This window comes from Microbacterium sp. SA156 (genome assembly GCF_049065455.1).
Classification (GTDB): domain Bacteria; phylum Actinomycetota; class Actinomycetes; order Actinomycetales; family Microbacteriaceae; genus Microbacterium; species Microbacterium barkeri.
Genome location: NZ_JBAKGU010000027.1, coordinates 1 through 22,042, shown reverse-complemented (window position 1 = coordinate 22,042; position 22,042 = coordinate 1). Strand labels below are relative to the sequence as shown.

25 protein-coding genes and 2 tRNA genes are annotated in these 22,042 nt (G+C 71.0%); 10 read left to right on the top strand and 17 right to left on the bottom strand.

What is annotated here, in order from left to right; genetic code table 11:
• Positions 1-221: 221 nt before the first annotated feature.
• From ACOWU6_RS16570 to ACOWU6_RS16540, 7 genes are all read right to left on the bottom strand, one after another.
• Positions 222-698: a DUF2017 family protein gene (locus tag ACOWU6_RS16570; protein WP_282977915.1), complete on the bottom strand. Its 477-nt coding sequence runs from the start codon at positions 696-698 to the stop codon at positions 222-224.
• A 14-nt stretch (positions 699-712) separates the two neighbouring features.
• On the bottom strand, positions 713-1,024 hold the full coding sequence (gene clpS, locus ACOWU6_RS16565; RefSeq protein WP_282977914.1) for an ATP-dependent Clp protease adapter ClpS: 312 nt from the start codon (positions 1,022-1,024) through the stop codon (positions 713-715).
• On the bottom strand, positions 1,021-1,368 hold the full coding sequence (locus ACOWU6_RS16560) for a metallopeptidase family protein (protein ID WP_271172052.1): 348 nt from the start codon (positions 1,366-1,368) through the stop codon (positions 1,021-1,023). The genes clpS and ACOWU6_RS16560 overlap by 4 nt, the downstream gene beginning before the upstream one ends.
• Positions 1,369-1,428: 60 nt before the next feature.
• Positions 1,429-2,139 (bottom strand): alpha/beta fold hydrolase, encoded by a 711-nt coding sequence (locus tag ACOWU6_RS16555; protein ID WP_421076373.1) that lies wholly within the window; start codon positions 2,137-2,139, stop codon positions 1,429-1,431.
• A gap of 88 nt (positions 2,140-2,227) precedes the next feature.
• A tRNA-His gene (locus tag ACOWU6_RS16550) sits at positions 2,228-2,303 on the bottom strand.
• A gap of 39 nt (positions 2,304-2,342) precedes the next feature.
• A complete protein-coding gene (gene orn, locus ACOWU6_RS16545) occupies positions 2,343-2,969 on the bottom strand; it encodes an oligoribonuclease (RefSeq protein ID WP_271172051.1) in 627 nt (208 codons plus the stop codon).
• Positions 2,970-3,009: 40 nt separating this feature from the next.
• A tRNA-Arg gene (locus ACOWU6_RS16540) sits at positions 3,010-3,082 on the bottom strand.
• A 145-nt stretch (positions 3,083-3,227) separates the two neighbouring features.
• Between ACOWU6_RS16540 and ACOWU6_RS16535 the strand changes: the two genes are divergently transcribed.
• The gene (locus tag ACOWU6_RS16535) at positions 3,228-3,431 is read left to right on the top strand and encodes a methyltransferase (RefSeq protein WP_309299956.1); all 204 of its coding nucleotides are present in this window, start codon (positions 3,228-3,230) and stop codon (positions 3,429-3,431) included.
• A 9-nt stretch (positions 3,432-3,440) separates the two neighbouring features.
• On the opposite strand, the gene ACOWU6_RS16530 is transcribed toward ACOWU6_RS16535, so the two are convergent.
• Positions 3,441-4,127, bottom strand: a complete 687-nt coding sequence (locus ACOWU6_RS16530) for a hypothetical protein (RefSeq protein ID WP_309299955.1) — start codon at positions 4,125-4,127, stop codon at positions 3,441-3,443.
• A gap of 30 nt (positions 4,128-4,157) precedes the next feature.
• On the opposite strand from ACOWU6_RS16530, the gene ACOWU6_RS16525 reads away from it, so the two are divergent.
• Positions 4,158-5,591, top strand: a complete 1,434-nt coding sequence (locus ACOWU6_RS16525) for a PLP-dependent aminotransferase family protein (RefSeq protein WP_421076375.1) — start codon at positions 4,158-4,160, stop codon at positions 5,589-5,591.
• A gap of 3 nt (positions 5,592-5,594) precedes the next feature.
• On the opposite strand, the gene ACOWU6_RS16520 is transcribed toward ACOWU6_RS16525, so the two are convergent.
• A complete protein-coding gene (locus ACOWU6_RS16520; RefSeq protein ID WP_271172049.1) occupies positions 5,595-5,861 on the bottom strand; it encodes a hypothetical protein in 267 nt (88 codons plus the stop codon).
• A 66-nt stretch (positions 5,862-5,927) separates the two neighbouring features.
• Here ACOWU6_RS16520 and msrA point away from each other — a divergent pair, with 66 nt between their 5' ends.
• Positions 5,928-6,473: a peptide-methionine (S)-S-oxide reductase MsrA gene (msrA, locus tag ACOWU6_RS16515; protein ID WP_421076372.1), complete on the top strand. Its 546-nt coding sequence runs from the start codon at positions 5,928-5,930 to the stop codon at positions 6,471-6,473.
• Positions 6,474-6,618: 145 nt separating this feature from the next.
• Complete coding sequence (gene ssb / locus ACOWU6_RS16510; protein ID WP_421076371.1) at positions 6,619-7,101, top strand: single-stranded DNA-binding protein; 483 nt, start codon at positions 6,619-6,621, stop codon at positions 7,099-7,101.
• A 3-nt stretch (positions 7,102-7,104) separates the two neighbouring features.
• Here the strand turns inward: ssb and ACOWU6_RS16505 are convergent, their stop codons facing one another.
• A complete protein-coding gene (locus ACOWU6_RS16505) occupies positions 7,105-7,968 on the bottom strand; it encodes a hypothetical protein (RefSeq protein WP_421076370.1) in 864 nt (287 codons plus the stop codon).
• Between the two features lie 127 nt (positions 7,969-8,095).
• Between ACOWU6_RS16505 and ettA the strand changes: the two genes are divergently transcribed.
• On the top strand, positions 8,096-9,775 hold the full coding sequence (gene ettA / locus ACOWU6_RS16500; protein WP_271172045.1) for an energy-dependent translational throttle protein EttA: 1,680 nt from the start codon (positions 8,096-8,098) through the stop codon (positions 9,773-9,775).
• A 67-nt stretch (positions 9,776-9,842) separates the two neighbouring features.
• Here ettA and ACOWU6_RS16495 read toward each other — a convergent pair whose 3' ends face one another.
• From ACOWU6_RS16495 to ACOWU6_RS16485, 3 genes are all read right to left on the bottom strand, one after another.
• Complete coding sequence (locus ACOWU6_RS16495; protein ID WP_421076369.1) at positions 9,843-10,751, bottom strand: glycine betaine ABC transporter substrate-binding protein; 909 nt, start codon at positions 10,749-10,751, stop codon at positions 9,843-9,845.
• Between the two features lie 65 nt (positions 10,752-10,816).
• Positions 10,817-11,764 (bottom strand): ABC transporter permease, encoded by a 948-nt coding sequence (locus ACOWU6_RS16490; protein WP_421076368.1) that lies wholly within the window; start codon positions 11,762-11,764, stop codon positions 10,817-10,819.
• Entirely contained in the window at positions 11,764-13,071 is a 1,308-nt protein-coding gene (locus tag ACOWU6_RS16485) for a quaternary amine ABC transporter ATP-binding protein (protein WP_421076367.1), read from the bottom strand. Before ACOWU6_RS16485 ends, ACOWU6_RS16490 begins: the two co-directional genes overlap by 1 nt.
• 420 nt (positions 13,072-13,491) lie before the next feature.
• On the opposite strand from ACOWU6_RS16485, the gene ACOWU6_RS16480 reads away from it, so the two are divergent.
• From ACOWU6_RS16480 to sufU, 3 genes are all read left to right on the top strand, one after another.
• On the top strand, positions 13,492-13,974 hold the full coding sequence (locus ACOWU6_RS16480; RefSeq protein ID WP_271172041.1) for an acyl-CoA thioesterase: 483 nt from the start codon (positions 13,492-13,494) through the stop codon (positions 13,972-13,974).
• A 68-nt stretch (positions 13,975-14,042) separates the two neighbouring features.
• Positions 14,043-15,308, top strand: coding sequence for a SufS family cysteine desulfurase (locus tag ACOWU6_RS16475; protein WP_271172040.1), 1,266 nt, complete (start codon positions 14,043-14,045; stop codon positions 15,306-15,308).
• Entirely contained in the window at positions 15,305-15,742 is a 438-nt protein-coding gene (gene sufU / locus ACOWU6_RS16470) for a Fe-S cluster assembly sulfur transfer protein SufU (RefSeq protein WP_324014633.1), read from the top strand. Before ACOWU6_RS16475 ends, sufU begins: the two co-directional genes overlap by 4 nt.
• Here the strand turns inward: sufU and ACOWU6_RS16465 are convergent.
• On the bottom strand, positions 15,726-16,586 hold the full coding sequence (locus ACOWU6_RS16465) for an acyl-CoA thioesterase (protein ID WP_421076374.1): 861 nt from the start codon (positions 16,584-16,586) through the stop codon (positions 15,726-15,728). The two genes, sufU and ACOWU6_RS16465, sit on opposite strands and share 17 nt — an antisense overlap.
• Before the next feature lie 121 nt (positions 16,587-16,707).
• On the opposite strand from ACOWU6_RS16465, the gene ACOWU6_RS16460 reads away from it, so the two are divergent.
• Positions 16,708-17,370 (top strand): hypothetical protein, encoded by a 663-nt coding sequence (locus tag ACOWU6_RS16460; protein WP_271172038.1) that lies wholly within the window; start codon positions 16,708-16,710, stop codon positions 17,368-17,370.
• 18 nt (positions 17,371-17,388) lie between these two features.
• On the opposite strand, the gene ACOWU6_RS16455 is transcribed toward ACOWU6_RS16460, so the two are convergent.
• The 3 genes from ACOWU6_RS16455 to pepN all read right to left on the bottom strand — a co-directional run bounded on the left by ACOWU6_RS16455 (position 17,389) and on the right by pepN (position 21,512).
• Positions 17,389-17,811, bottom strand: a complete 423-nt coding sequence (locus ACOWU6_RS16455; RefSeq protein WP_271172037.1) for a globin — start codon at positions 17,809-17,811, stop codon at positions 17,389-17,391.
• Positions 17,808-18,893, bottom strand: coding sequence for a mechanosensitive ion channel family protein (locus ACOWU6_RS16450; RefSeq protein WP_421076366.1), 1,086 nt, complete (start codon positions 18,891-18,893; stop codon positions 17,808-17,810). Before ACOWU6_RS16450 ends, ACOWU6_RS16455 begins: the two co-directional genes overlap by 4 nt.
• A gap of 69 nt (positions 18,894-18,962) precedes the next feature.
• Positions 18,963-21,512 (bottom strand): aminopeptidase N, encoded by a 2,550-nt coding sequence (pepN, locus tag ACOWU6_RS16445; RefSeq protein WP_421076365.1) that lies wholly within the window; start codon positions 21,510-21,512, stop codon positions 18,963-18,965.
• 183 nt (positions 21,513-21,695) lie between these two features.
• Here pepN and ACOWU6_RS16440 point away from each other — a divergent pair.
• On the top strand, positions 21,696-22,042 hold a 347-nt coding region (locus ACOWU6_RS16440), incomplete at its 3' end, for a ferrochelatase (protein WP_421076364.1).

The following is a 22,042-nucleotide window of genomic DNA, read 5'->3' as shown; positions in this document are numbered from 1 at the left end:
ATCACTACCTGCGCCACCACACGAGGTGGTCTCCACGGGCGCTCGCCGACGGCGGCATCGAGTGGACCAGCCCGCTCGGGCACGTGTACGTCACCGAGCCCGAACCCCGACGACGACACCACGCCATCCACGACCCCCAGCCCCCACCCTTCTGAGACAGCCCAGCCCCCGCCATCCACCACGCGCGTCTTTGCGCAGGCGGTGCGGGTGAGGGGGCCCGATCAGGCGCCGTCGGCGGCCTGGAGCAGTCCGTCGAGACGGTAGCCGAGCCAGTCGTAGAGGGCGAAGCGCGGGTCCTCGTCGTCGTGATCCTCCGCGCTCTCGATGCCGAGTCGGCTCGCGAGCACGAGGCGCACGGCCGCGAGCGTCCGCAGCCATGCCTCGAGCGCGTCGCCGGCGATGGAGACGTCGACGGGGGAGAGCGCGTCTTCGAGCGGCGCCTCCTCGATCGCGGAGAGGTCGCGCAGAACGGTCGCCGCGTCCTGTGCGCGGCGGCCGAGGAGGTCTCCGCGCGTGACGCTGCGGAAGTCGTCCGCCGCGTCGGGATCGTCCGGGTATGCGTCGGGGGTGAGGCGCTCGAGCGCCGGATCCGCCGCCGTCGGCGTGCTCTCGACCAGGGTCGCGAACTGCGTCACGAGGTCGCGGAGATGCGCGGCCTCGATGCGCGTCAGAGTGAGGATCACGAGTCGTTCGGTCATGGGGTGCGGTGTCCTCACATCGGCGCTCTGCGGACGGTCGCCCACAGTCCGTAGTCGTGCATGGCCTGGGCGTGCAGCTCCATCTGCTCGCGCGCGCCCTCGGCGACGACGGCGTGCCCCTCGTTGTGGACGGCGAGCATGAGACGCGTGGCGTGCTCCTCGTCGTAGCCGAAGTACTCGCGGAAGACACGGACGACGTAGCTCATGAGATTGACGGGGTCGTCCCACACGACGGTCTGCCATGGGGTCGCGTGCGCGGGTGCCTCGACGCGGTCCAGCTCCTCCTCGACCGCCGTCGACGCGAACACCGTGTGCGCGGTGGTCATGCCCACCCCAGCTCATGGAGACGCTCATCGTCGATGCCGTAGAAGTGCGCGATCTCGTGCACGAGGGTCGTGTGGACCTCGTCGCGCAGCTCGCTCTCGGTCTCGCATCGCGCGAGATGGGATTCCCGGTACACGATGATGCGGTCGGGAAGCTCGCCCATGCCGTACCGGCCGCGCTCGGTGAGGGCGAGGCCGTCGTACAGCCCGAGGAGGTCCTCACCGTCCTCTGAGCGGTCCTCGACGACGAAGATCACGTTGTCGAGGCCGTCGACCATCTCATCGGGGAGCTGATCGAGCTCATCCACGACGAGCGCCTCGAAGGCGTCGGCATCCATGTCCATCATCGGCTTCCGAGTCTAGTCGCGTGCGCATCGCGGTCGGCGGCCGTGGCCCGACGGCTCGCGTCAGCCGGCAGACGGCGAGAGGAGCTCGAGCTGGCGCACGAGGAGCTCCGCCAGCTCCTCCGGGCGGGAGAAGCCGGGCAGATGTCCGCTCTCGATGACCTGGACCGGGGCGCCCGGCACGCGCTCCGCCGCGAGCCGTCGGATGAGCGCGAGCGGGAAGAGCCGATCGTCACGACCCGCGATCACGGCGGTCGGGATGGCGGGCCAGCGCTCGAGAGGGAAGACCGATGCGAAGATCCCCTCCGCCTGCGGAGGCGCGCCCTGAGCGACCAGGTCCCGGACGAGGTCGGCGGGAACGTCGTGCAGCAGGATCTCGGCGACGTCGCCTTCGGGGTCGAATCCCTCGACCGCCGCGTAGGCATGCGCCGCTTCCGCCTGACCCACGTTCGCGAACCACGCCCCGACGGCCTCTCCGGGTGCGGGGATCATCGGGCAGAGCAGGAGCAGGAGGTCCGCGTGCAGCCGCTCGGCGACGATCGGAGCGGTGAAGGCGCCCATGGACTGCCCGACGACGACGATCGGGCGTGTCGGAGTGCGTTCGCCGAGGGCATTCAGGCTCGCAGCCGCATAGCTCTCGAGGTCGGCGTCGTCGTCGGCGACCGGAAGATCGGGAGCCACGACCTCGTGCCCCGCGTCTCTCAGCGGGGGCGACACGCGCGCCCAGTAGCGCGCGTCCGAGCCCGCTCCGTGGATGAGGAGGAACGTCGCCATGCAGCGGGAGTGTATCCGGGCCGGACGGCAGGGAAAAGGCACGAGGCCCGGCAGCTCCCCTTGCGGGAACCCCGGGCCTCGTGCGGGCTGGGGTGGCTAACCGGGCTTGAACCGGCGACCCCCTGGACCACAACCAGGTGCTCTACCAACTGAGCTATAGCCACCATGTCTCCCCGGCCTGCCGGGGCAACTTCTCTATTCTGTCATACGTTCGGAGCGAATGACGACACGACGCGGGTCGCGATGTCGCGCGCCTCGTCGGAGGTGGGTCCGGGCTCGGCGACGAAGACCGCACGACGGTAGTACTCGAGCTCGCGGATCGACTCGAGGATGTCGGCCAGCGCGCGGTGCCCGCCGTCCTTCCCCGGCGCCTGGAAGTAGGCGCGGGGGTACCAGCGTCGCGAGAGCTCCTTGACGCTGGACACATCGACGTTGCGGTAGTGCAGGTGGCTGTCGACGCTCGGCATGTACCGGGCCAGGAACATCCGGTCCGTCCCGATCGTGTTGCCCGCGAGGGGCGCCTTCCGCTCGAGCGGCACGAACCGGCGGATGTACTCGAGGGACTGCCGCTCCGCCTCCTCGAGGGAGACGCCGTGGGGGATCTCGTCGAGCAGGCCGGAGCTGCGGTGCATCTCCGTCACGAAGTCGCCCATGTGGTCGAGGGCGGCCTGCGAGGGCTTGATGACGACCTGGAATCCCGGGTCGAGGATGCGGAGCTCGAAGTCGGTCACGACGATCGCGATCTCCACGAGCTCGTCGACCGTGAGGTCGAGACCCGTCATCTCGCAGTCGATCCAGACGAGCCGGTCGTTCTCGGAGGCGCCTACCATCCCCCCAGCCTATCGAGGGGGTGGGACGTCGCCGTATCGGTCCCCCAGGCACGACTCGAACGTGCGACCTGCGAATTAGAAGTTCGTTGCTCTATCCACTGAGCTACTGGGGGCGGTGCCCTCAGGTTACCGGGTTCGCCTCGGCGGATCATCTCGGGCCCCACCAGCCGCGGGTGGCCCTGTCAAGGTCTGGCTTCTCGGCGGCGGGCGACGTACCGTCGTCGACAGGGGGACCAGCGGAGGGAGTCGAGGATGACGATGACGCAGACGAGTCGCCTGTGGGTGGCGCACGGCGCCGTGGGAGCGGTCGGTTCGATCAGGGAGGTCGACGGCAGCTTCGAGGTCCGGATGGTCGGAGTCGACGAGCCCGTCGGCACGTACCCGGAGCTGGAGATCGCCAAGCGCGCGCTGCACGCTCACCTCAAGCCGGGCGCCGAGCGCCCGGAGTTCCGGCGCCACTGACGCGCCGGGTCACCGCGCCGCCCGCGCGGCCGGGACGCTCTCGACCGCGCGGGAGCCGCTCTCGCGCGCGCCCGGAGCGAGGAGGCGCATCGCGAGATGCACGGCAGGGCCGATGCCGAGCGCGAAGACGATCGTGCCCACGCCGACCGTGCCGCCCAGCACCCATCCGAGCGCGAGCACCGTCAGCTCGACGCTGGCGCGGGACCGCCAGACCGGCCATCCGGTCCGCCGGCTGAGTCCCGTCATGAGGCCGTCGCGCGGGCCGGCGCCGAGAGCGGCGCCGAGGTAGATGCCGGAGGCGATCGCCACGAGGGCGATGCCCGCGAGAAGGGCGAGCACGCGCAGGAGCGCATGGTCGATGGACGGGAGCAGATCGAGGGTGATCTGCATGCACGTGCCCACGAGGAGCACGTTGAGCACGGTTCCGATGCCGGGACGCTGGCGCAGCGGGATCCACGCGAGGAGGATCAGCGCGCCGAGCGCGTTCGTCACCCACCCGACGCCGAGGCCCGTGCGCAGCGAGATCCCCTCCGCGAGCACGGTCCAGGGGTCCACGCCCAGGCCGGCGGCGACGGTGAGGGCGCATCCGACCCCGTAGAGAGGCAGGCCCACGAGAAGCCGGGCGAGGCGAACGGTGAGAGTGTGGCGTGCGGGCGGCATGCCCTCCATGCCACCCGAGAAGTGGACTGCTTGCAAGATGCCAATCCTGCTACGGTGGTCCGCATGATGGACTCACGGCTCAGCGCGAGGGCGCTGAGCGACCGCCTCGGCCCGTGGCGGACGCGCGAGCCCGCGTACGAGGCGCTCGCCGACGCCATCCGCCTTCTCTGCCTCGACAACCGGATCGCGCCGCGGACGGCCCTGCCGGCCGAGCGCGAGCTCGCGGCACGTCTCGGGGTCAGCCGGACCACGGTCGCGGCGGCGTACCGCAGTCTGCGAGAGAGCAGGCACATCGAGAGCATCCGCGGCTCCGGCAGTGTGACCCTGGCGCTCGGGCGGCGGGATCTGGGCCGTGCGAGCGACGTCGATGGTGCGCTCGATCTGCAGCAGGCGAGCCCTGCCGCGTGGCCGGGGCTGCCCGCCGTGTACGCCGAGGCCGCCGCCGACGCCCCGCGCCTCGTCGCACGCTCGGGCTACGAGATGCACGGCCTGCGGAGTCTCCGTGCCGCGCTCGCGGATCGGTACACCGCGCGCGGGCTCCCCACCTCCGCCGAGCAGATCATGGTGGTCAACGGCGCGCAGAGCGCGATCGCCCTCACTGCCCGGCTGCTCGTGTCGCGCGGCGACCGCGTGATCATCGAGACGCCCACCTACCCGCACGCCGCCGAATGCTATGCCGCCGCGGGCGCGCGGCTGGTGGGCATTCCCGTGACGCCGGGCTCCGGCTGGGACCTCGACCGGGCCGAAGACGCGTTCCGCCGCGCCGCCCCCGTCATGGCGTATCTGATGCCCGACTTCCACAACCCCACGGGCGAGTCGATGTCGCGCGACGAGATCGCCCACATCGCCGGCGTGGCACGGGACTCGGGAACGGTGCTCGTCATCGACGAGACGACGGCGGAGCTCGACATCGATCGGGGCGGGGCTGCCGTGCCGTTCGCCGCTGCCGCTCCGTCGGGCGCGGAGATCATCACTGTCGGGTCGACCGGCAAGACGGTGTGGGGAGGACTGCGCGTCGGCTGGATCCGAGCGGACGAGGACACGATCCGTCGGCTTCTCGCGGCGCGCCCCGTCGGCGACCTGGGCACCCCCGACTTCGAGCAGTCCGTCGTCGAACGGCTCATCCCGCTCATGCCCGAGATCGTCGCTCAGCGCGCGGAGTCGCTTCGCGCGGGGCGCGACGCGCTCGTCTCCGCGCTCTCCGAGCGGCTCCCGGAGTGGCGCGTGCACACCGCACAGGGCGGTGTCGCCCTGTGGGTCGAGCTCGGGCTCGCGCGCAGCTCCGCGCTCGTGCTCGCCGCGCGCCGTCGCGGACTGCTTCTCTCGGCGGGCCCGCGCTTCTCGGTGGGCGGCGGTCACGAGCGTCATCTGCGCATCCCCTTCACGGCCGCGCCCGAGGTGCTCGAGCGGGGTGCCGGCATCCTCGAGGAGGCGTGGGCGGAGGTCGTCGACGAGCCGACCGCGGCGCTCGCCGAGCGGATGTCGGACGCGCTCGTGTGACGCTCACCGAGACAGCAGGAGCGTCTCCACGGCCTCATCGGGCGTCCAGAACTCGCCGATCGGAAGCAGGGCGCCCGACGCGGGGTGGAAGCGCTCCGCGCGGTACCGCATTCCGAGCTCCGACTCGACGGCGCGCAGGTGGCCTGCGACCCGCTCGTCGAGGCCGACGACACGCCAGAGGGATGCTCCCGCTCGCGTGAGGCGCGCCCGTGCACGCGCCAGGCGCGGCGTCGCGAGGGGAATGGCGATGAGAGCGGCGGCGTTCGACATCAGTGCTCCTTCCGTGTCCTCTGCGACGATAGGAGGGGGCACCGACATCCGTTCTGAGGAGTGCACATGACAGAGACGTTCGTCGTCGCGGGAGGCTGCTTCTGGTGCCTCGACGCCGCATATCGCGCCCTGAGGGGCGTCGAGTCCGTGGTGTCGGGCTACACGGGAGGGCAGCGTCCGCACCCGACCTACGAGCAGGTGTGCACGGGCGCGACCGGTCACGCCGAGGCGGTGAAGATCTCGTTCGATCCCGAGGTGATCGCGCCCGACGTCATCCTGGACGCGTTCTTCACGATGCACGACCCCCGCCAGCTGAACCATCAGGGCGCCGATCGCGGCACGCAGTACCGCAGCGCGATGTTCTATGCCGACGAGGAGCAGAAGGCCCTCTTCGCGGCCGCGCGGGAGCGGGCTGCCGAGATCTGGGATGCTCCCATCGGGGAGGAGGAGGGCAGGATCGTGACCCGCCTCGAGCCCCTGGGCGAGTTCTACGACGCCGAGGACTACCACCAGGACTTCTTCGCGAAGAACCCGACGCAGGGCTACTGCCTCGCGGTCGCCGTTCCGAAGGTGAACAAGGTGCGCGCGCGCTTCGCGGAGTACGCCGTCTGACGCCGAGCCCCTCCGACGCCGTGTGCACAGCGGCGCGGAGGGGCTCTGCGCATCCACAGATGCGCTGGTCCTGCTCCGCCGGCAGGAGGGAGCCGATGTCCTGGTGAGATCACGCCGGGGACAGCCCCCGGCAGGAGGGATCGCCATGAAGGACCAGATCGCCGTCGTCGGGAACATCGCGACCGACCCGACGTCGAGCACGCTGCCATCCGGGACCGCTGCCCTGAGCTTCCGGCTCGCGACGAATCATCGGCGCTTCGACCGGGAGAAGGACGCGTACGTCGAGGAGGCGGCGAACTTCTACTCGGTGAGCGCGTACCGGTCGCTCGCCGCCAACGGCGCCCTGTCGCTCGCGAAGGGCATGCGGGTGGTCGTCTGCGGCCGGCTGCGCGTCCGCTCCTGGGAGAACGACAGGGGCAAGGGCACGGGGATCGAGATCATCGCCGACGCGATCGGCATCGACCTCCAGTTCGCGACGGCCAGCGTGTCGCGCAACAGCTTCGCGGGCAGCGACAGCCGCGGACAGCGGGACACACGCGACGACGGCGCCGCCGATGAGGCCTCGTCCGATGCCGCATGGGAGGTCGTCACCGTTCCGGAGGGAGAGCCCGCGGCGACGCCGTTCTGAGCGTCAGCGCGCGGTGTCGACGGGCTCGAGGGTCTGCGCGGGAACGACCCCCACGTCGACGATGTCGCGCTCGCCGAGGGGCGCGTCCAGCTCGAGCGCGAACGGGGTGGCCGGGTTGCTCTGACAGGTCCAGGCGTCGGCGGTCTCATCCGGTCGGACTCCGATGACGATCTCGACCGACTCCTCCGTCTCGATGAGGCTCGCGAGCTCGACACGGCCCTCGGCGTCCTCGCCGCCATGGCAGGCGAGCTCCGTCACGAGCAGGTGCACGGTCGTGTCCGAGGGAGCTGGCGGCTGCTCGGGGTCCAGGGCGATAGCGGCCGCGTTGAGCTCACCCGCGTCTGCGCGCGGCGCGCACGGCCCCGACGACGCGACGGTCCACTCGGCGGGCCGGTCGGATCCCGCCTCGTGCCAGAGCAGGGTGACCTGCTCGAAGGCGGGTGCCGAGCCCTCGGCGGCGGCACGCGGATGGAGAAGGGCGATCTGACGGTCGTCCGCGCTCGCGACCAGCCAGGTCTCGGGCGCCTCGGCCGCAGCGACCGGCATGCCCGCATCGTCGGCCGCGGATTCCACGGCCTCGCGGACGCGCTCATCGGCGCGGGAGAGGGGGACGGGCTTCACGAGCGCGTCGGACGAGAACGAGAGGCCACCGCAGCGGAGCGTCTGGCCCGGCTCGACGTCGTAGGCCGGGATGGTCGCCGACGGCGACGGGCCGCCGTCCGCATCGGGGCCGGGCCGCGCTCCCGGCGTCGCGCAGCCGGAGAGGAGGACGGCGCACGCGACCGCCGCGGCCCATCCGCCGGCCGTGCGGCCTCCTCGGCGGCGGGGAATCCCCATGGTCGTCGGCTCGCGGTCGGGGGTGCGCATGTCGGCCTCCAGCATCGTCGTCGGCGTGCATCTCTCACTGTCGGGTGTCCGCGAACCGGAGGATCGTCTCAGAACCCGTGCGAGGCTCTCGGTCCGCTGAGGGAGCGGCCCCTAGACTGGATGCCAAATGGCTGAATACATCTATCAAATGGTGCGCGCCCGCAAGTCGGTGGGCGACAAGCTCATCCTCGACGACGTCACGATGGCGTTCCTGCCCGGTGCCAAGATCGGCATGGTGGGCCCCAACGGCGCCGGCAAGTCGACGATCCTCAAGATCATGGCGGGGCTCGATCAGCCGTCGAACGGCGACGCGACCCTGACCCCCGGGTACTCCGTCGGTATCCTCATGCAGGAGCCCGAGCTCGACGAGTCGAAGACCGTGATCGAGAACATCCAGGACGGCATCGCGATCAAGGCGAAGCTCGACCGGTTCAACGAGATCTCGGGCCTCATGGCCGAGCCCGACGCCGACTTCGACGCGCTTCTCGCCGAGATGGGCGCGCTGCAGGAGGAGATCGACGCCGCCGACGGCTGGGACCTCGACTCCCAGCTCGAGCAGGCCATGGACGCTCTCCGCACGCCACCTGCCGACGCCGCGATCGCGCCGCTCTCCGGCGGTGAGAAGCGCCGCGTCGCGCTCGCCAAGCTCCTGCTGCAGAAGCCCGACCTCCTGCTCCTCGACGAGCCCACCAACCACCTCGACGCCGAGAGCGTGCTGTGGCTCGAGCAGCACCTGCAGTCCTACAAGGGCGCCGTGATCGCGATCACCCACGACCGGTACTTCCTCGACCATGTCGCGGAGTGGATCGCCGAGGTCGACCGCGGGCGTCTCTATCCGTACGAGGGCAACTACTCCACCTACCTCGAGAAGAAGGCAGAGCGCCTCGAGGTGCAGGGCAAGAAGGACGCCAAGCTCCAGAAGCGCCTCAAGGAGGAGCTGGAGTGGGTCCGCTCGAACGCGAAGGGCCGCCAGGCGAAGTCGAAGGCGCGTCTCGCGCGCTACGAGGAGATGGCGAACGAGGCCGAGCGCACGCGGAAGCTCGACTTCGAGGAGATCCAGATCCCCGCCGGCCCGCGTCTGGGCAACGTCGTGATCGAGGCGAAGAACCTGCAGAAGGGCTTCGACGGGCGCACGCTCATCGACGGCCTCAGCTTCAGCCTCCCGCCGAACGGCATCGTCGGCGTCATCGGCCCGAACGGCGTCGGCAAGACGACGCTCTTCAAGACGATCGTGGGCCTCGAGCCGCTCGACGGCGGTGACCTCAAGATCGGCGAGACGGTGAAGATCAGCTACGTCGACCAGTCGCGCGCGAACATCGACCCGGAGAAGACGCTCTGGGAGGTCGTCTCGGACGGGCTCGACTACATCACGGTCGGCAAGACCGAGATCCCCTCGCGCGCCTACGTGTCGAAGTTCGGCTTCAAGGGCCCCGACCAGCAGAAGAAGGCGGGCGTCCTCTCGGGTGGCGAGCGGAACCGACTCAACCTCGCGCTCACGCTCAAGGAGGGCGGCAACCTGCTCCTCCTCGACGAGCCGACGAACGACCTCGACGTCGAGACCCTCGGCTCGCTCGAGAACGCGCTGCTCGAGTTCCCCGGCTGCGCCGTCGTGATCACCCACGACCGGTGGTTCCTCGACCGCATCGCCACGCACATCCTCGCCTACGAGGGCACCGACGAGAACCCGGCCAACTGGCACTGGTTCGAGGGCAACTTCGAGGCGTACGAGGCGAACAAGATCGACAGGCTCGGTCCGGACGCCGCGCGCCCGCACCGCACGACGCACCGCAAGCTCACACGCGACTGAGCGGCGTCGCGCCGACACGACGAAGCCGCCCCGGGCTCTCCCGGGGCGGCTTCGTCGTCGGCGTCCGTCAGTCGGCGACGATCGTGTCGAAGGCGTCGGGGTGCTCCTCGAGCCATGCGTCGACGGCCTCCGCCTCCTTGCCGTCGCCGAACTCGTTCACGACGAGGTCCTCGAGCGAGCCGTATTCGGCGTCGTCGAGCTGGATGCCGGCGATGAGCTCCGCCGCCTCGGGGAACTCCTCCGCGAAGCCGGCGGTGCCGAGGAAGTGCAGCGCCTCCGGGTCGCCCATCGCGCCCTTCGGGTCCTCGAGGTCCTTGATGTCGTAGGCGTCGTTCGCCCAGAACGGACGCCACAGCGTGACCGCGATGTCCTCCTGCGCGTCGATGGCGCTGCCGAGCTCGGTCAGCATGGCCGCGGTCGACGACGTCACGAGCTCGTAGTCGGCATCGAGGCCGTACTCGGGCATCATGACCTCCTGCGTCTGCTTGGTCAGGCCCGCGCCGGGCTCGATGCCGTAGATCTTGCCGTCGAAGCGGTCGGCCTGACCCGCGAGGTCCTCGATCGAGTTCACGTCGTCCATGTAGGTCGGCACCGCGATCGTGAGCTTCGCGTTGTCGTAGTAGGCGCCGAGATCCTCGATGTCGTCGCCGTACTGCTCCATGTAGTCGCGGTGCGTGAGCTCGGGCCAGGCGGAGGGGTAGATGTCGACGTCGCCCTGCGCGAGTCCCGCGTACAGCGGGCCGGCCTCGGTGAGCGTCTGCATCTCGACCGTGTAGCCGAGCTTCTCGAGCTGATCCTGGAGCAGGTAGGCCGTGCTGAGGCCATCCGTCCAGGCGGGCAGGAACCCGAGCGTGATCGTGCCCTTGTCTCCCTCGCCTGCGCCTGCGGCGTCGCCGTCGCCGCTCGCACAGCCCGCGAGGGCCAGGGCCGTGGTGGCGCCGAGGGCCAGGATGGCCGTGATGCGTCGCTTCGTCATGTTCGCGTTCCTTCTCTCGTTGCGTGTGATGTCGTGCGTTTCGGATGGTCGCTGGGTGCGGATGGTCATGGCGTGGGCACGGCGGTGCGGGCGTCGGGGGCATGTGCGATCGCGACGTCGTCCGATGTCGCCGCGCGCTGCGCCGCGCGTCGGCGCGACAGGAGGCCCAGAAGCGAGGACGGGTACTCGCTCGGTGTGCCGAGGGCCGCGGTGAAGCGATCGAGGAACACGGCGAGCAGGACGACGCCGAGCCCGGCCTCGACTCCCTGACCGGTGTTCACGGTGGAGATCGCCTGCACGACCATCTTCCCGAGGCCGTCGGCTCCCGCCATCCCGGCGATCACGGCCATCGAGAGCGCGAGCATGATCACCTGGTTGACCCCGGCCATGATGGTCGGCATCGCGAGCGGGAGCTGGACGCCTCGCAGGATCTGCCCGGGTGTCGCGCCGAACGCGTGCCCGGCTTCGACCGTCTCGGCGTCGACGCCGCGGATGCCGAGCTCGGTGAGGCGCACGCCGGGAGGGAGAGCGAAGATCACGGTCGCGACGAGGCCGGGGACGACGCCGATGCTGAAGAAGACGATCGCGGGGATGAGGTACACCATCGCCGGCATCGTCTGCATGAAGTCGAGCACGGGCTTGAGGACGGCGCGCACGGCATCGCTGCGCGCCGACCAGATGCCGAGCGGCACGCCGATCAGGACCGCCACGAACGCGGCGACGACCACGAGCGCGAGCGTCTGCATCGCGGGCTCCCAGAGGTCCATGCCGACGATCACGGCGAACGAGATCGCCGTGCCGACCGCGAGCTGCCACGAGCGGACGAGCCACGCGAGGAGCGCGGCGACCGCGATCGTGACGGGGAACGGCGTCGCGACGAGCGCGTCGGTGAGGCCGTCCACGAGGGTGCGCACGACGAGCGCGACGACGTCGAGGAGGCCCTCGAGGTTGTCCTTGGCCCAGTCGACGGCGGCGGAGACCGCGTCGCCGATCGGGAGGCGGAACCCGTCCATCAGCGCACCTCCTCGGAGTCGGCGGCGGCCGCCGCGGCGGCATCGGCCTCCGCGAGCACCTGATCGATCACGGCCGAGGGGATGGGCGGCTGGAGCACGGTGATCTCCTCGGTGGATCCGGGGCCGGGCCCGAGGGCGGCGAGCAGGGTGACACGGGGGATGACGCCCACGAGGCGACCCGTGTCATCGGTCACCGCGAGTGGGAGCGGCGACTCGACGGCGGGCACGAACAGGTCCATCAGGACGTCGTCCTGGCTCACGGCCTGCGGAACAGGCTTCAGGATGGACGCGAGCGCGCTCTCGCCGCGGCGGATGAGCTTCATCGCGTCGCGGTCGGTGATCATTCCGGCGAGGCGACGATCGCGGCCCACGACGTAGGCCGCCGACATGTAGGCGTCGCGCATCGTGCGCAGCGCCGTGCGCGGGCCGGCGCCCTCGGCGACGACGGGGCGAGGGCGCTCCATGACATTGCCGGCGGTCAGCACGCGGGCACGATCGACGTCCTGGACGAACTGCTCGACGTAGTCGTTCGCGGGGTCGGTGAGGATGTCCTCGGGTGTGCCGATCTGGACGATGCGGCCGTCGCGCATCACCGCGATGCGGTCGCCCAGGTACATGGCCTCATTGAGATCGTGCGTGATGAAGACGATCGTCTTGTGCAGGCGCTGCTGCAGCTCGATGAGCTGGTCCTGCATCTCCCGGCGGATGAGCGGGTCCAGGGCGCTGAACGCCTCGTCCATGAGCAGGATGTCGGTGTCGGCGGCCAGAGCGCGCGCGATGCCGACCCGCTGCTGCATGCCTCCGGAGAGCTCGGCGGGGAGCTTGTCGCCCCATCCCTCGAGGCCCACCATGGCGAGGATCTCGGTCGCCTTCGCCTCGCGAGAGCGGCGGTCGACGCCCTTGAGCTCGAGCGGGTAGGCGACGTTCGCGGCCACCGTGCGGTGGGGGAGCAGGGCGAAGTGCTGGAACACCATCGAGACGTGCTCGCGCCGGGTCGCGCGCAGCCGACTCGCCGGGATCCCCGCGATCGGCTCCCCGTTCACGGTGATCGTCCCGGCGGTGATGTCGTGCAGGCCGTTGAGCATGCGGATGAGCGTCGACTTGCCGGAGCCGGAGAGCCCCATCACGACGAAGATCTCGCCGCGGCGGACCTCGAAGGAGGCGTCGATCACGGCCGCCGTGGCGCCGTCGAGCTCATCGCGCGGGGTTCCGGCGCGCAGCCGCTCGACGGCGTCGTGCGGTCGGCGCCCGAAGACCTTGTAGAGGCCCTCCGCGCGCAGGGCGATGGAAGTGTCGTTCTCGGTCACGTGTCCCCTGTGCCGAGCGCGGAGACTCAGGGCAGCGCGATCCGCGTTCGGTCATCGGTTGCGGTCCGGGCAGGCGACGGGCCGGGCACGAGGCTCCTGGCGCAGTCGTCCGGGTTGACGACTGGATCGTCTGCCATACGCATGCCGCGACATGGCGGCATCCGCGGTCCTGGGCGGAACACCCCGGTCGTGTCGGACGCGTCGCCGGCGGTGTGAGGCGCGTCCCGCGCTGCGGCAGGACGACCTCGGTCACCCTAGCAAGCCGGTCGGCGGCGCCGCGGGCGCGCTCCCACGTCGACCGCTCCGCCGCGATCCGCGTGATCATGCGGAAGGACGGGGTATCGTCGGACGAGGATGACCGGTCGCGACCGTGACCGTATCGTTACCGGCCGCGGTCCGTCCGGGCCGGAGAGGAGCCCGATGACCCGCGTGCACGTGCCCATCCAGCTGCGCTGGGGCGACCTCGACGCCTTCGGCCATGTCAACAACGCCTCGATGCTGCGCCTGCTCGAGGAGGCCCGGTGCCGCGCGTTCTTCCGCGCTGAGGACTCCGACGACGACATCCCGCCGACCGCCGTGTTCGATCCCGAGGTCCTCGGGTCGCCCACGGGGGTCGTGACGCTGATCGCGCGGCAGAGCATCGAGTACCTGCGGCCCGTGCCGTACCGTCACCGCCCGCTCGACGTGCAGCTATGGCTCGGGCGCATCGGCGGGTCGAGCATCGACGTCTGCTACGAGGTGCACAGCGCGGTCGGCGAGGAGGAGCGCGTCGTGTACGCGCGAGCCGACGCCGTCGTCGTGCTCGTCGACATCGCGACCGGCCGACCGGTTCGCCTCACCCCCGAGATGCGCGCCGCATGGGAGCCGTTCCTGGAGGAGCCGGTGGCCTTCACCCGTCGGTGACGGAGACGACCGGCCCTGCGGATGAGAGACTGGAAGACGCCCTCCTCCACCCCTGCAGGGAGCCATCCATGCCAGACGTCACGCCCGCACCCGTCCGCGAGGACGTCCGTGCGGACTTCCCCGGGATCTCGGGACGCCCCGACCGCGTGTACCTCGACTCGGCCGCGACGTCGCAGCGTCCGGAGGCCGTGATCTCCGCCGAGGCCGACTTCGCGCGCCACGACTACGCGGCCGTGCACCGGGGATCGAGCCTCGCGACCGGCGAGGCGACGTTCGCCTTCGAGACCGCGCGCGAGCGCGTCGCAGCGTTCGTCGGCGCGGGGGAGCGCGAGGTCGTCTGGACCGAGAACGCCACCGACGCGCTCAACATGGTCGCGCTCGGGATCGCGGACGCGTCGGCCGGCCTCGGCGGAGAGCGCTTCGCGCTGCGCGCCGGCGACGAGATCCTCGTCACCGAGGCCGAGCACCATGCCGACCTCATCCCGTGGCAGCGGCTCGCGCGCCGGACGGGCGCGACGCTGCGCTGGGTGCCGGTCGACGACCGCGGCCTCTGGACGATCGACGACCTGCGCGCGCAGCTGACCGCGCGGACCAGGGTCGTCGCGTTCGCGCACGTGTCGAACGTCACCGGGATGATCGCGCCGGCGGCCGAGATCGCGTCGCTCGCGCGTGACGTCGGCGCGCTCAGCGTGCTCGACGCGTGCCAGTCGGCGCCGCATCTGCCGCTCGACCTGGGCGCGCTCGGCGTCGACTTCGCGGCGTTCTCGGGGCACAAGATGCTCGGCCCGAACGGGATCGGGGTGCTGTACGGGCGCGCCGAGCTCCTCGACGAGCTGCCCCCCGCACGCACGGGCGGCTCCACGATCACGACCGTCACGATGGAGGACGCCGAGTTCCTTCCCGCACCGCAGCGCTTCGAGGCCGGCACCCAGCCCGTCACGCAGGTCGTGGGCCTGGGAGCAGCCGTCGACTACCTCGCGGGCATCGGGATGGACGCCGTGCACGCGCATGAGGCGCAGCTCGCCGGCGAGCTCGTCGACGCCGTCGCGTCGGTTCCCGGCGTGCGGCTCGTCGGCCCCGAGCCCGGAGCCGAGCGCGCCGCGCTCGCGAGCTTCATCGTCGACGGCGTGCACGCGCACGACGTCGGCCAGTTCCTCGACGACCGCGGCATCACGGTGCGGACGGGGCACCACTGCGCCCAGCCGCTGCACCGTCGTCTCGGGGTCGCGGCGACGACGCGCGCGAGCGCCTATCTCTACACGACGTCGGACGAGATCGCGGCGCTGCGAGACGCGCTGCGCGAGGTCCGCGGGTTCTTCGGAGCGGACCGATGAGCGCAGACCTGCAGAGCCTGTACCAGGAGCTGATCCTGGACCACGCGCGCGATCCCGAGGGCAAGGGCGACCCGACGCCGCTCGACTACACGCACCACGAGCTCAACCCGTCGTGCGGAGACGAGATCACGGTCGGCGTGAGCCTCGACGACGACGACGCGATCGCCTCGATCGTGTGGGATGGCCACGGCTGCTCGATCTCGATGGCCTCGGCGTCGATCATGACGGGGCTGCTCGAGCACGCCACGCGCGAGGAGGCGCTCGCGCGCATCGACGAGTTCCGGACCATGCTGCGCTCGCGCGGGTCGATCGCGCCGTCCGAGGCGCTCGGCGATGCCGCGGCCCTGCAGGGCGTCGCGAAGTACGTCATGCGCATCAAGTGCGCCATGCTCGGCTGGGTCGCCCTCGAAGCCGATCTCAGGCAGGCGGGCTGACTGCGTCGGACGTCGGCACGCGGAGCATGATCTCCTGCGCGACCGACGCGACGAGCGCACCGTCGCGCGTGTAGAGGCGGCCGAACGCGAGACCGCGGCCGCCCTGTGCTCCCGGCGACTCCTGCACGTAGAGCAGCCAGTCGTCGGCGCGCGCCGGCCGATGCCACCACATCGCGTGGTCGAGGCTCGCGACCTTCAGCCCGGGCGTCGACCACGCGACGCCCGCGCCGCGCATCGACGGCTCCTGGATCGTGTAGTCGCTGAGATAGGCGAGAGCGGCCTGATGGAGCAGGCGGCTGTCGCCGATCGGGCGCCGCACGCGCGTCCAGACGGCCTGCGTCGGTCGAGCGCCGCCCGTCGGCTCCACGAGGAGGCTTCCCTCGACGTGCCGCACCTCGATCGGATTCGCCGCGAGAAGACGTTGCGAGTGCGGATGGCGGTCGAGCTCCCGGAGCGGATCGGGCAGGTCCTCGGGCGCGGGGACCTCGGGCATCGGCAGCTGGTGCTCGACCCCTTCGTCCTCGTCCTGGAAGGAGAGGATGCCCGAGAAGATCGGCACGCCGTCCTGATATCCCTGCACGCGCCGGCGGGCGAAGGATCGTCCGTCGTGGATGCGGTCGACGCCGAAGGTGATGTCCTTGCGCATGTCGCCCGGCCGCAGGAAGTAGCCGTGGAGCGAGTGCACGTGGCGGTCGTCGGCGATCGTGCGCGCGGCGGCGGACACGACCTGCGAGAGCACCTGGCCGCCGAACACGCGCCCGCTCGGCATGAAGTGCGAGCGGCCGAGGAAGATGTCCTCGTGCGTGCGGGCCTCCATCCGCTCGAGCTCGATCACGTCGAGCATCGTCTGGACGGGGTCGTCGGTCCGTGCGTCGATGGTCACTCGGGTCTCCGTTCGCCGCTCCGCCCGCGCCTCGTGAGCGCGAGCGCACGCAGCCGAGGCGTGCCTTGCTAGTTTAGAGCGGGTGACCGCTCGCCTCGTGCTCGCCGACGACCAGACCGCCCGCGATGCGCTGACCTTCGCCGGTCGCGCTTCCCGCATCGGGGACGAGGGCGTGCGGCTGCAGGCGTCGGAGGGCGTCCTCGTCATGTCCTCGGCCGCGCTGGCGCCTCAGGGACTTCTCGACCGCACGCCGACCGTCCTCGCGATGCGGGTCCTGCGAGCCGATCCCGAGCTGCAGTGCGACCTCACCGTGGCGTCGCTCACGGAGACCGAGGACCCCCGCGCCCTGGCGCTGCCCGACACCGCGCTCGCGCCCGCGTGGGCAGGGGTGTCGCCGCCTCGCGGCGGCTGGACCCGCACGGGCGGCATCGCCGCCGCGTCGCTCGCGAGCCGCGCGCAGTGGGGCATCGCCGCGGTCGCGCACGCGCTCCCGGATCAGCCGGGGGAGGACGTCGTCCGCCAGGTGCGCGGCAGCGTCTGGGGCGAGCCGGACGAGGAGCTCGGCGGTCTGCCGCGGGGTGTCGCGTTCGCCGCGTTCTCGTTCGGGTTCATCGGCGGCGAGGAGGAGGCGCGGGTGTCGACCGCGGGCCGCTGGACCCGCGTGACGCTCGAGCGCGGTCACATCCTCACCCGCGGGCCCGCGGCGGTCGGCCTCACGCCGGTCCGGGAGACGGGCGCGCGCTGAGCCGAGAGCGCTGACCCGTCAGCGTCCGGGCTGGGGCTCGAAGGTGTTCACCATGGCGTGCGCGGCGCGCTCGAGGTAGTCCCAGAGCGTCGCCTCGTGGACAGGCGACAGGCCGAGCTCGTCGACGGCTGCGCGCATGTGGGCCAGCCATCGGTCGCGCGCCTCGGGGTCGATGTGGAACCCGACGTGGCGCATGCGCAGGCGCGGGTGGCCCCGGGTCTCGCTGTACGTCGTCGGACCGCCCCAGTACTGCTCGAGGAAGAGCAGCAGGCGCTCCTCGGCGGGGCCCAGGTCCTCCTCGGGGTACATCGGCTTCAGCACCTCGTCGTCCGCGACGCCGCGGTAGAAGGCGGCGACGAGCCTCTGGAACGTCGGGCGCCCGCCGACCTGCTCGTAGAACGTCCCCACGCCGAGGGGGCGCAGGCTCTTCGGCTCGCTCACGTGTCGGCTCCCTCTTCCTCGTCCTGTCCGCCCTCCTGGCGCCCCGCGGGCGCCGTCGGGCTCTTCTCGTCACGCGGTCGCGGTCGCCACGTCGGCCTCTCGGGGAGCTCGCTCGTGATCGTCGGCGGGTTCGCCCCGCGCACGCGGAGGGCGCCCTCCGCGCCCTCGAGCGTCGCGCGGGCGATGCCCGTGACGTCGATGCCCTCGGTGAGGAGGACCGCGCGCAGGCGCTCGCGCAGCTCGCGCGCGACGTCGTCCTTCGCGGTCGGCTTGGCCTTGATCACGAGGCGGACGACGAGCGTCTCGCCCTCGAGCGACTCGAGGCCCCAGACCTCCGGCTCGCCGATGACGCGCGAGCGCCAGCGCGGATCGTGCGCGAGTCCGAGCGAGGTGTCGGCGATGAGGCTCTCGACATCCTCGATCACGATGTCCTTCGGGAGGGTCAGGTCGAGGACGACCCGCGACCATCCCTGGGTCATGTTGCCGATGCGCGTGATCTCGCCGTTGCGGACGTACCAGAGCACCCCGTTGACGTCGCGGACGTGCGTGATGCGCACGCTGACGAACTCCACGACACCGGTCGCGAGGCCGAGGTCGACGACGTCGCCGATGCCGATCTGGTCCTCCGCGACGATGAAGATGCCGTTGAGGACGTCCTTGACGATGTTCTGCGCGCCGAAGCCGAGGCCCGCGCCGACAGCGGCGGTGAGCAGCGAGAGCGACGCCAGCACGTCCGGCACGAGGATCGAGGCGACGAGGACGAGCGCGACGACGACCATCGCGATGTTGACGACGTTCGTGAGGATCGAGCCGAGCGTGCGCGTGCGCTGCACGACGCGCACGGATGCGAGCGGCGACCGCTCGAGCGCGCGCGTGTCGTCGACCTTCGCCTTGCTCTTCGCGCCCTCGACGATGCGCTTCACGACGCGTCGGATGACGAGGCGGAGGACCCACGCGACGATCACGCACGCCGCGACGGCGATGGCGGCCCGCACGAGGAGCCAGCCGAACTGCCCCAGCTCGACGAGGCGCTCCTGCCACCAGCTGATATCGGTCACGTCCGCTGTCTCGGTCTTCATCATCACCTCGATCGTACGGCGCGAGCCCCGGTGGATCCTCTGGATCGCACCGGGGCTCGCTGTGAGCGGGGGCTACTCGGCGTCGCGCTCCTGCGCGGCGATCGCGCGCTCGACGCCGGCGAGGTTCTCGGCGACGATCCGGCGCAGCGCGGCGGGCGCATCGGCGTGCTCGCCGAGCCACGCGCGCGTCGCCTTGCGCAGGTCGGCGTTCGCGAGCGGCGCGGGGTACAGCAGCTCGATGAGGTACGACGCGATCTGGAACGTGCGGGACTCCCACACGGGGATCAGCATCTCGAAGTACTTCTCGACGAACGGCTCGAGCTGGTCGCGCGTCGCGGGGTGGACGAACCCGAGCGCCGCCGAGCGGACGACGGTGTTGGGAAGCGCGTCGCTGTCGATGAGCGACGCCCACGCGGCGGCCTTCCCCTCGGCAGTCGGGAGCGCGGCGCGCGCCTGGGCAGCGGACTCGGCGCCCTTGGCCGTGTTGTCGGCGGCCAGTGCCGCGTCGATCGCCGCGTCGTCGGCGCGGCCGCCGGCCGCGAGCGAGACGAGCAGCTGCCACGAGAGGTCGGTGTCGATCTCGAGCCCCTCGAGCACGATCTCGCCGTCGCGCAGCGCGCGGACCCGATCCCAGTGCGCGGGCTCGGAGGCGGCGGAGGCGAAGGCCGTCGTCAGCTGCAGCTGGAGGTCGCTGCCGGGCTCGGCGTCCTGCAGGAGCGCCCAGAGGCCGTCGGCGACCTTGCGGCGCGTCTCGGTGCGCGTCTCGGGTGCGACGTAGCTGTTCGCCGCGAGCTGGAGCTGCGCGAGGGTCGTGCGGATGGTCGTCGACTCGGTCTCGCGGCCGATGTTGCGCAGGACGAGGTCGACGTAGTCGCTCGCTGCGGTCTCGGCGTCGCGCGTCTGATCCCACGCGGCGCCCCAGACGAGCGAGCGGGCGAGCGGGTCCGCGATGTCGGCGAGGTGGTCGATCGCCGTCGCGAGGCTGCGGTCGTCGAGGCGGATCTTCGCGTAGGCGAGGTCTCCGTCGTTGAGGAGGACGAGGGCGGGGCGGCGCATGCCCTTGAGCTGCGGCACCTCGGTGAGGTCGCCGTCCACGTCGATCTCGACGCTGTGCGTGCGCGTCAGGGCGCCGTCCTGCAGGTCGTAGAACCCGATGCCGAGGCGGTGCGGGCGGATGGTCGGGTAGTCCGCCGGGGCCGTCTGCGTGATCGCGAAGCGCGTGATGCGGCCGTCGTGGTCGTCGTCGACGACGGGGGAGAGCGTGTTGACGCCTGCCGTCTCGAGCCACTTGCGAGACCACGGCGCGAGGTCGCGGCCGCTCGTCTTCTCGAGCTCGACGAGGAGGTCGGAGAGGGTGGTGTTCCCGTACGCGTGCTTCTGGAAGTAGGCGCCGACGCCCTGGAAGAACGCGTCGATGCCGACCCACGCGGCCAGCTGCTTGAGGACGGAGCCGCCCTTGGCGTAGGTGATCCCGTCGAAGTTGACCTGGACATCCTCGAGGTCGTTGATCTCGGCGACGATCGGGTGCGTCGAGGGGAGCTGGTCCTGGCGGTACGCCCAGGTCTTCTCCATGGCGTTGAACGTCGTCCACGCCTCGGTCCACTCGGTGGCCTCGGCCGTGGCGATCGTCGACGCCCACTCGGCGAACGACTCGTTGAGCCACAGGTCGTTCCACCACTTCATGGTCACGAGGTCGCCGAACCACATGTGGGCCAGCTCGTGCAGGATCGTGACGACGCGACGCTCCCTCACGGCGTCGGTGACCTTGCTGCGGAACACGTACGTCTCGGTGAAGGTGACCGCTCCCGCGTTCTCCATCGCGCCCGCGTTGAACTCGGGGACGAAGAGCTGGTCGTACTTCGCGAACGGGTACGGGTATCCGAACTTCTCCTCGAAGTACGCGAAGCCCTGACGGGTCTTCTCGAAGACGTAGTCGGCGTCCATGTGCTGCCACAGGCTCTTGCGGGCGAAGATGCCCAGCGGGATGACGCGGCCGGACGCCGACGTCAGCTCCGAGCGGGTCTCCTCGTACGGGCCCGCGATGAGCGCCGTGATGTAGGACGAGATGCGCGGGGTGGGCTCGAAGCCCCATGTCCCGTTGACGCCGTCGTCGTGCGGGATGGGCTCGGGCGTGGGCTGGTTCGACACGACCTTCCACGACGCCGGCGCGGTCACCGTGAACTGGAACGTCGCCTTGAGGTCGGGCTGCTCGAACACCGCGAAGACGCGCCGCGAGTCCGGCACCTCGAACTGGGAGTAGAGGTACACCTCGCCGTCGACGGGGTCGACGAAGCGGTGGAGGCCCTCGCCCGTGTTCGTGTACAGGCAGTCGGCGTCGACGACGAGCTCGTTCTCGGCCTCCAGGTCGTCGAGTCGGATGCGCGCGTCGGCGTAGGCGGATGACGGGTCGATCTCGCGGCCGTTCAGGGTGATCTCCCGCACGTCGCGCGCGATGAGGTCGATGAAGGTGCTCGCTCCCGGCGTCGCGGCGAATCGCACCACGCTGCGCGATCCGAACACCTCTGCGCCCTTGGTCAGGTCGAGCGCGATCTCGTACGTCTGCGTCTCGACGATCGCGCGGCGCTCCTGCGCCTCGACGCGGGTGAGGTTCTCTCCAGGCACTGTTTCACTCCCATGGGGTAGGGGACGAAAGATCTCCGGGCGCGCGGGTGACGCCTGCGGCAACCTGAACAGCCTACGTGCTCGACGGGCTCCGCTCGCGGGAATCGCGGCGGGACCGCCCGTGACGGGACCCTGAACGCCGCCTGAACACCCTGATTTCTACGCGGGTGCGAAGATGGAGGGGTGACGACGAGCAGCACCCCGACGCAGTCAGCGGTCCCCTTCGCCTCCCCGGCCGCGGCCGGGGGAGACCCGTTCGTCGAGGTCCCCGTCGCCTACGACGCGATCGTGCTCTCGAGCTTCGGCGGCCCCGAGGGGCAGGACGACGTCATCCCGTTCCTGCGCAACGTGACGCACGGCAGGGGGATCCCCGACGAGCGTCTCGAGGAGGTCGCGCACCACTACCGCCACTTCGGCGGCGTGAGCCCGATCAACGCCCAGAACCGCGCGCTCAAGGCCGCGCTGGAGGCCGAGATCGCCCGGCGGGGCCTCGACCTGCCGGTCTACTGGGGCAACCGCAACTGGGCGCC

Coding starts and splice junctions, on each gene's coding strand:
- orn (WP_271172051.1), bottom strand. CDS start 2,969: ATGGTAGGCGCCTCCGAGAACGACCGGCTCGTCTGGATCGACTGCGAG.
- clpS (WP_282977914.1), bottom strand. CDS start 1,024: ATGACCACCGCGCACACGGTGTTCGCGTCGACGGCGGTCGAGGAGGAG.
- sufU (WP_324014633.1), top strand. CDS start 15,305: ATGAGCGCAGACCTGCAGAGCCTGTACCAGGAGCTGATCCTGGACCAC.
- ACOWU6_RS16570 (WP_282977915.1), bottom strand. CDS start 698: ATGACCGAACGACTCGTGATCCTCACTCTGACGCGCATCGAGGCCGCG.
- ACOWU6_RS16490 (WP_421076368.1), bottom strand. CDS start 11,764: ATGGACGGGTTCCGCCTCCCGATCGGCGACGCGGTCTCCGCCGCCGTC.
- ettA (WP_271172045.1), top strand. CDS start 8,096: ATGGCTGAATACATCTATCAAATGGTGCGCGCCCGCAAGTCGGTGGGC.
- ACOWU6_RS16450 (WP_421076366.1), bottom strand. CDS start 18,893: ATGATGAAGACCGAGACAGCGGACGTGACCGATATCAGCTGGTGGCAG.
- ACOWU6_RS16555 (WP_421076373.1), bottom strand. CDS start 2,139: ATGGCGACGTTCCTCCTCATCCACGGAGCGGGCTCGGACGCGCGCTAC.
- msrA (WP_421076372.1), top strand. CDS start 5,928: ATGACAGAGACGTTCGTCGTCGCGGGAGGCTGCTTCTGGTGCCTCGAC.
- ACOWU6_RS16495 (WP_421076369.1), bottom strand. CDS start 10,751: ATGACGAAGCGACGCATCACGGCCATCCTGGCCCTCGGCGCCACCACG.
- ACOWU6_RS16525 (WP_421076375.1), top strand. CDS start 4,158: ATGGACTCACGGCTCAGCGCGAGGGCGCTGAGCGACCGCCTCGGCCCG.
- ACOWU6_RS16535 (WP_309299956.1), top strand. CDS start 3,228: ATGACGCAGACGAGTCGCCTGTGGGTGGCGCACGGCGCCGTGGGAGCG.
- ssb (WP_421076371.1), top strand. CDS start 6,619: ATGAAGGACCAGATCGCCGTCGTCGGGAACATCGCGACCGACCCGACG.
- ACOWU6_RS16475 (WP_271172040.1), top strand. CDS start 14,043: ATGCCAGACGTCACGCCCGCACCCGTCCGCGAGGACGTCCGTGCGGAC.
- ACOWU6_RS16560 (WP_271172052.1), bottom strand. CDS start 1,368: ATGATGGACATGGATGCCGACGCCTTCGAGGCGCTCGTCGTGGATGAG.
- ACOWU6_RS16520 (WP_271172049.1), bottom strand. CDS start 5,861: ATGTCGAACGCCGCCGCTCTCATCGCCATTCCCCTCGCGACGCCGCGC.
- ACOWU6_RS16505 (WP_421076370.1), bottom strand. CDS start 7,968: ATGCGCACCCCCGACCGCGAGCCGACGACCATGGGGATTCCCCGCCGC.
- ACOWU6_RS16480 (WP_271172041.1), top strand. CDS start 13,492: ATGACCCGCGTGCACGTGCCCATCCAGCTGCGCTGGGGCGACCTCGAC.
- ACOWU6_RS16465 (WP_421076374.1), bottom strand. CDS start 16,586: ATGCTCGACGTGATCGAGCTCGAGCGGATGGAGGCCCGCACGCACGAG.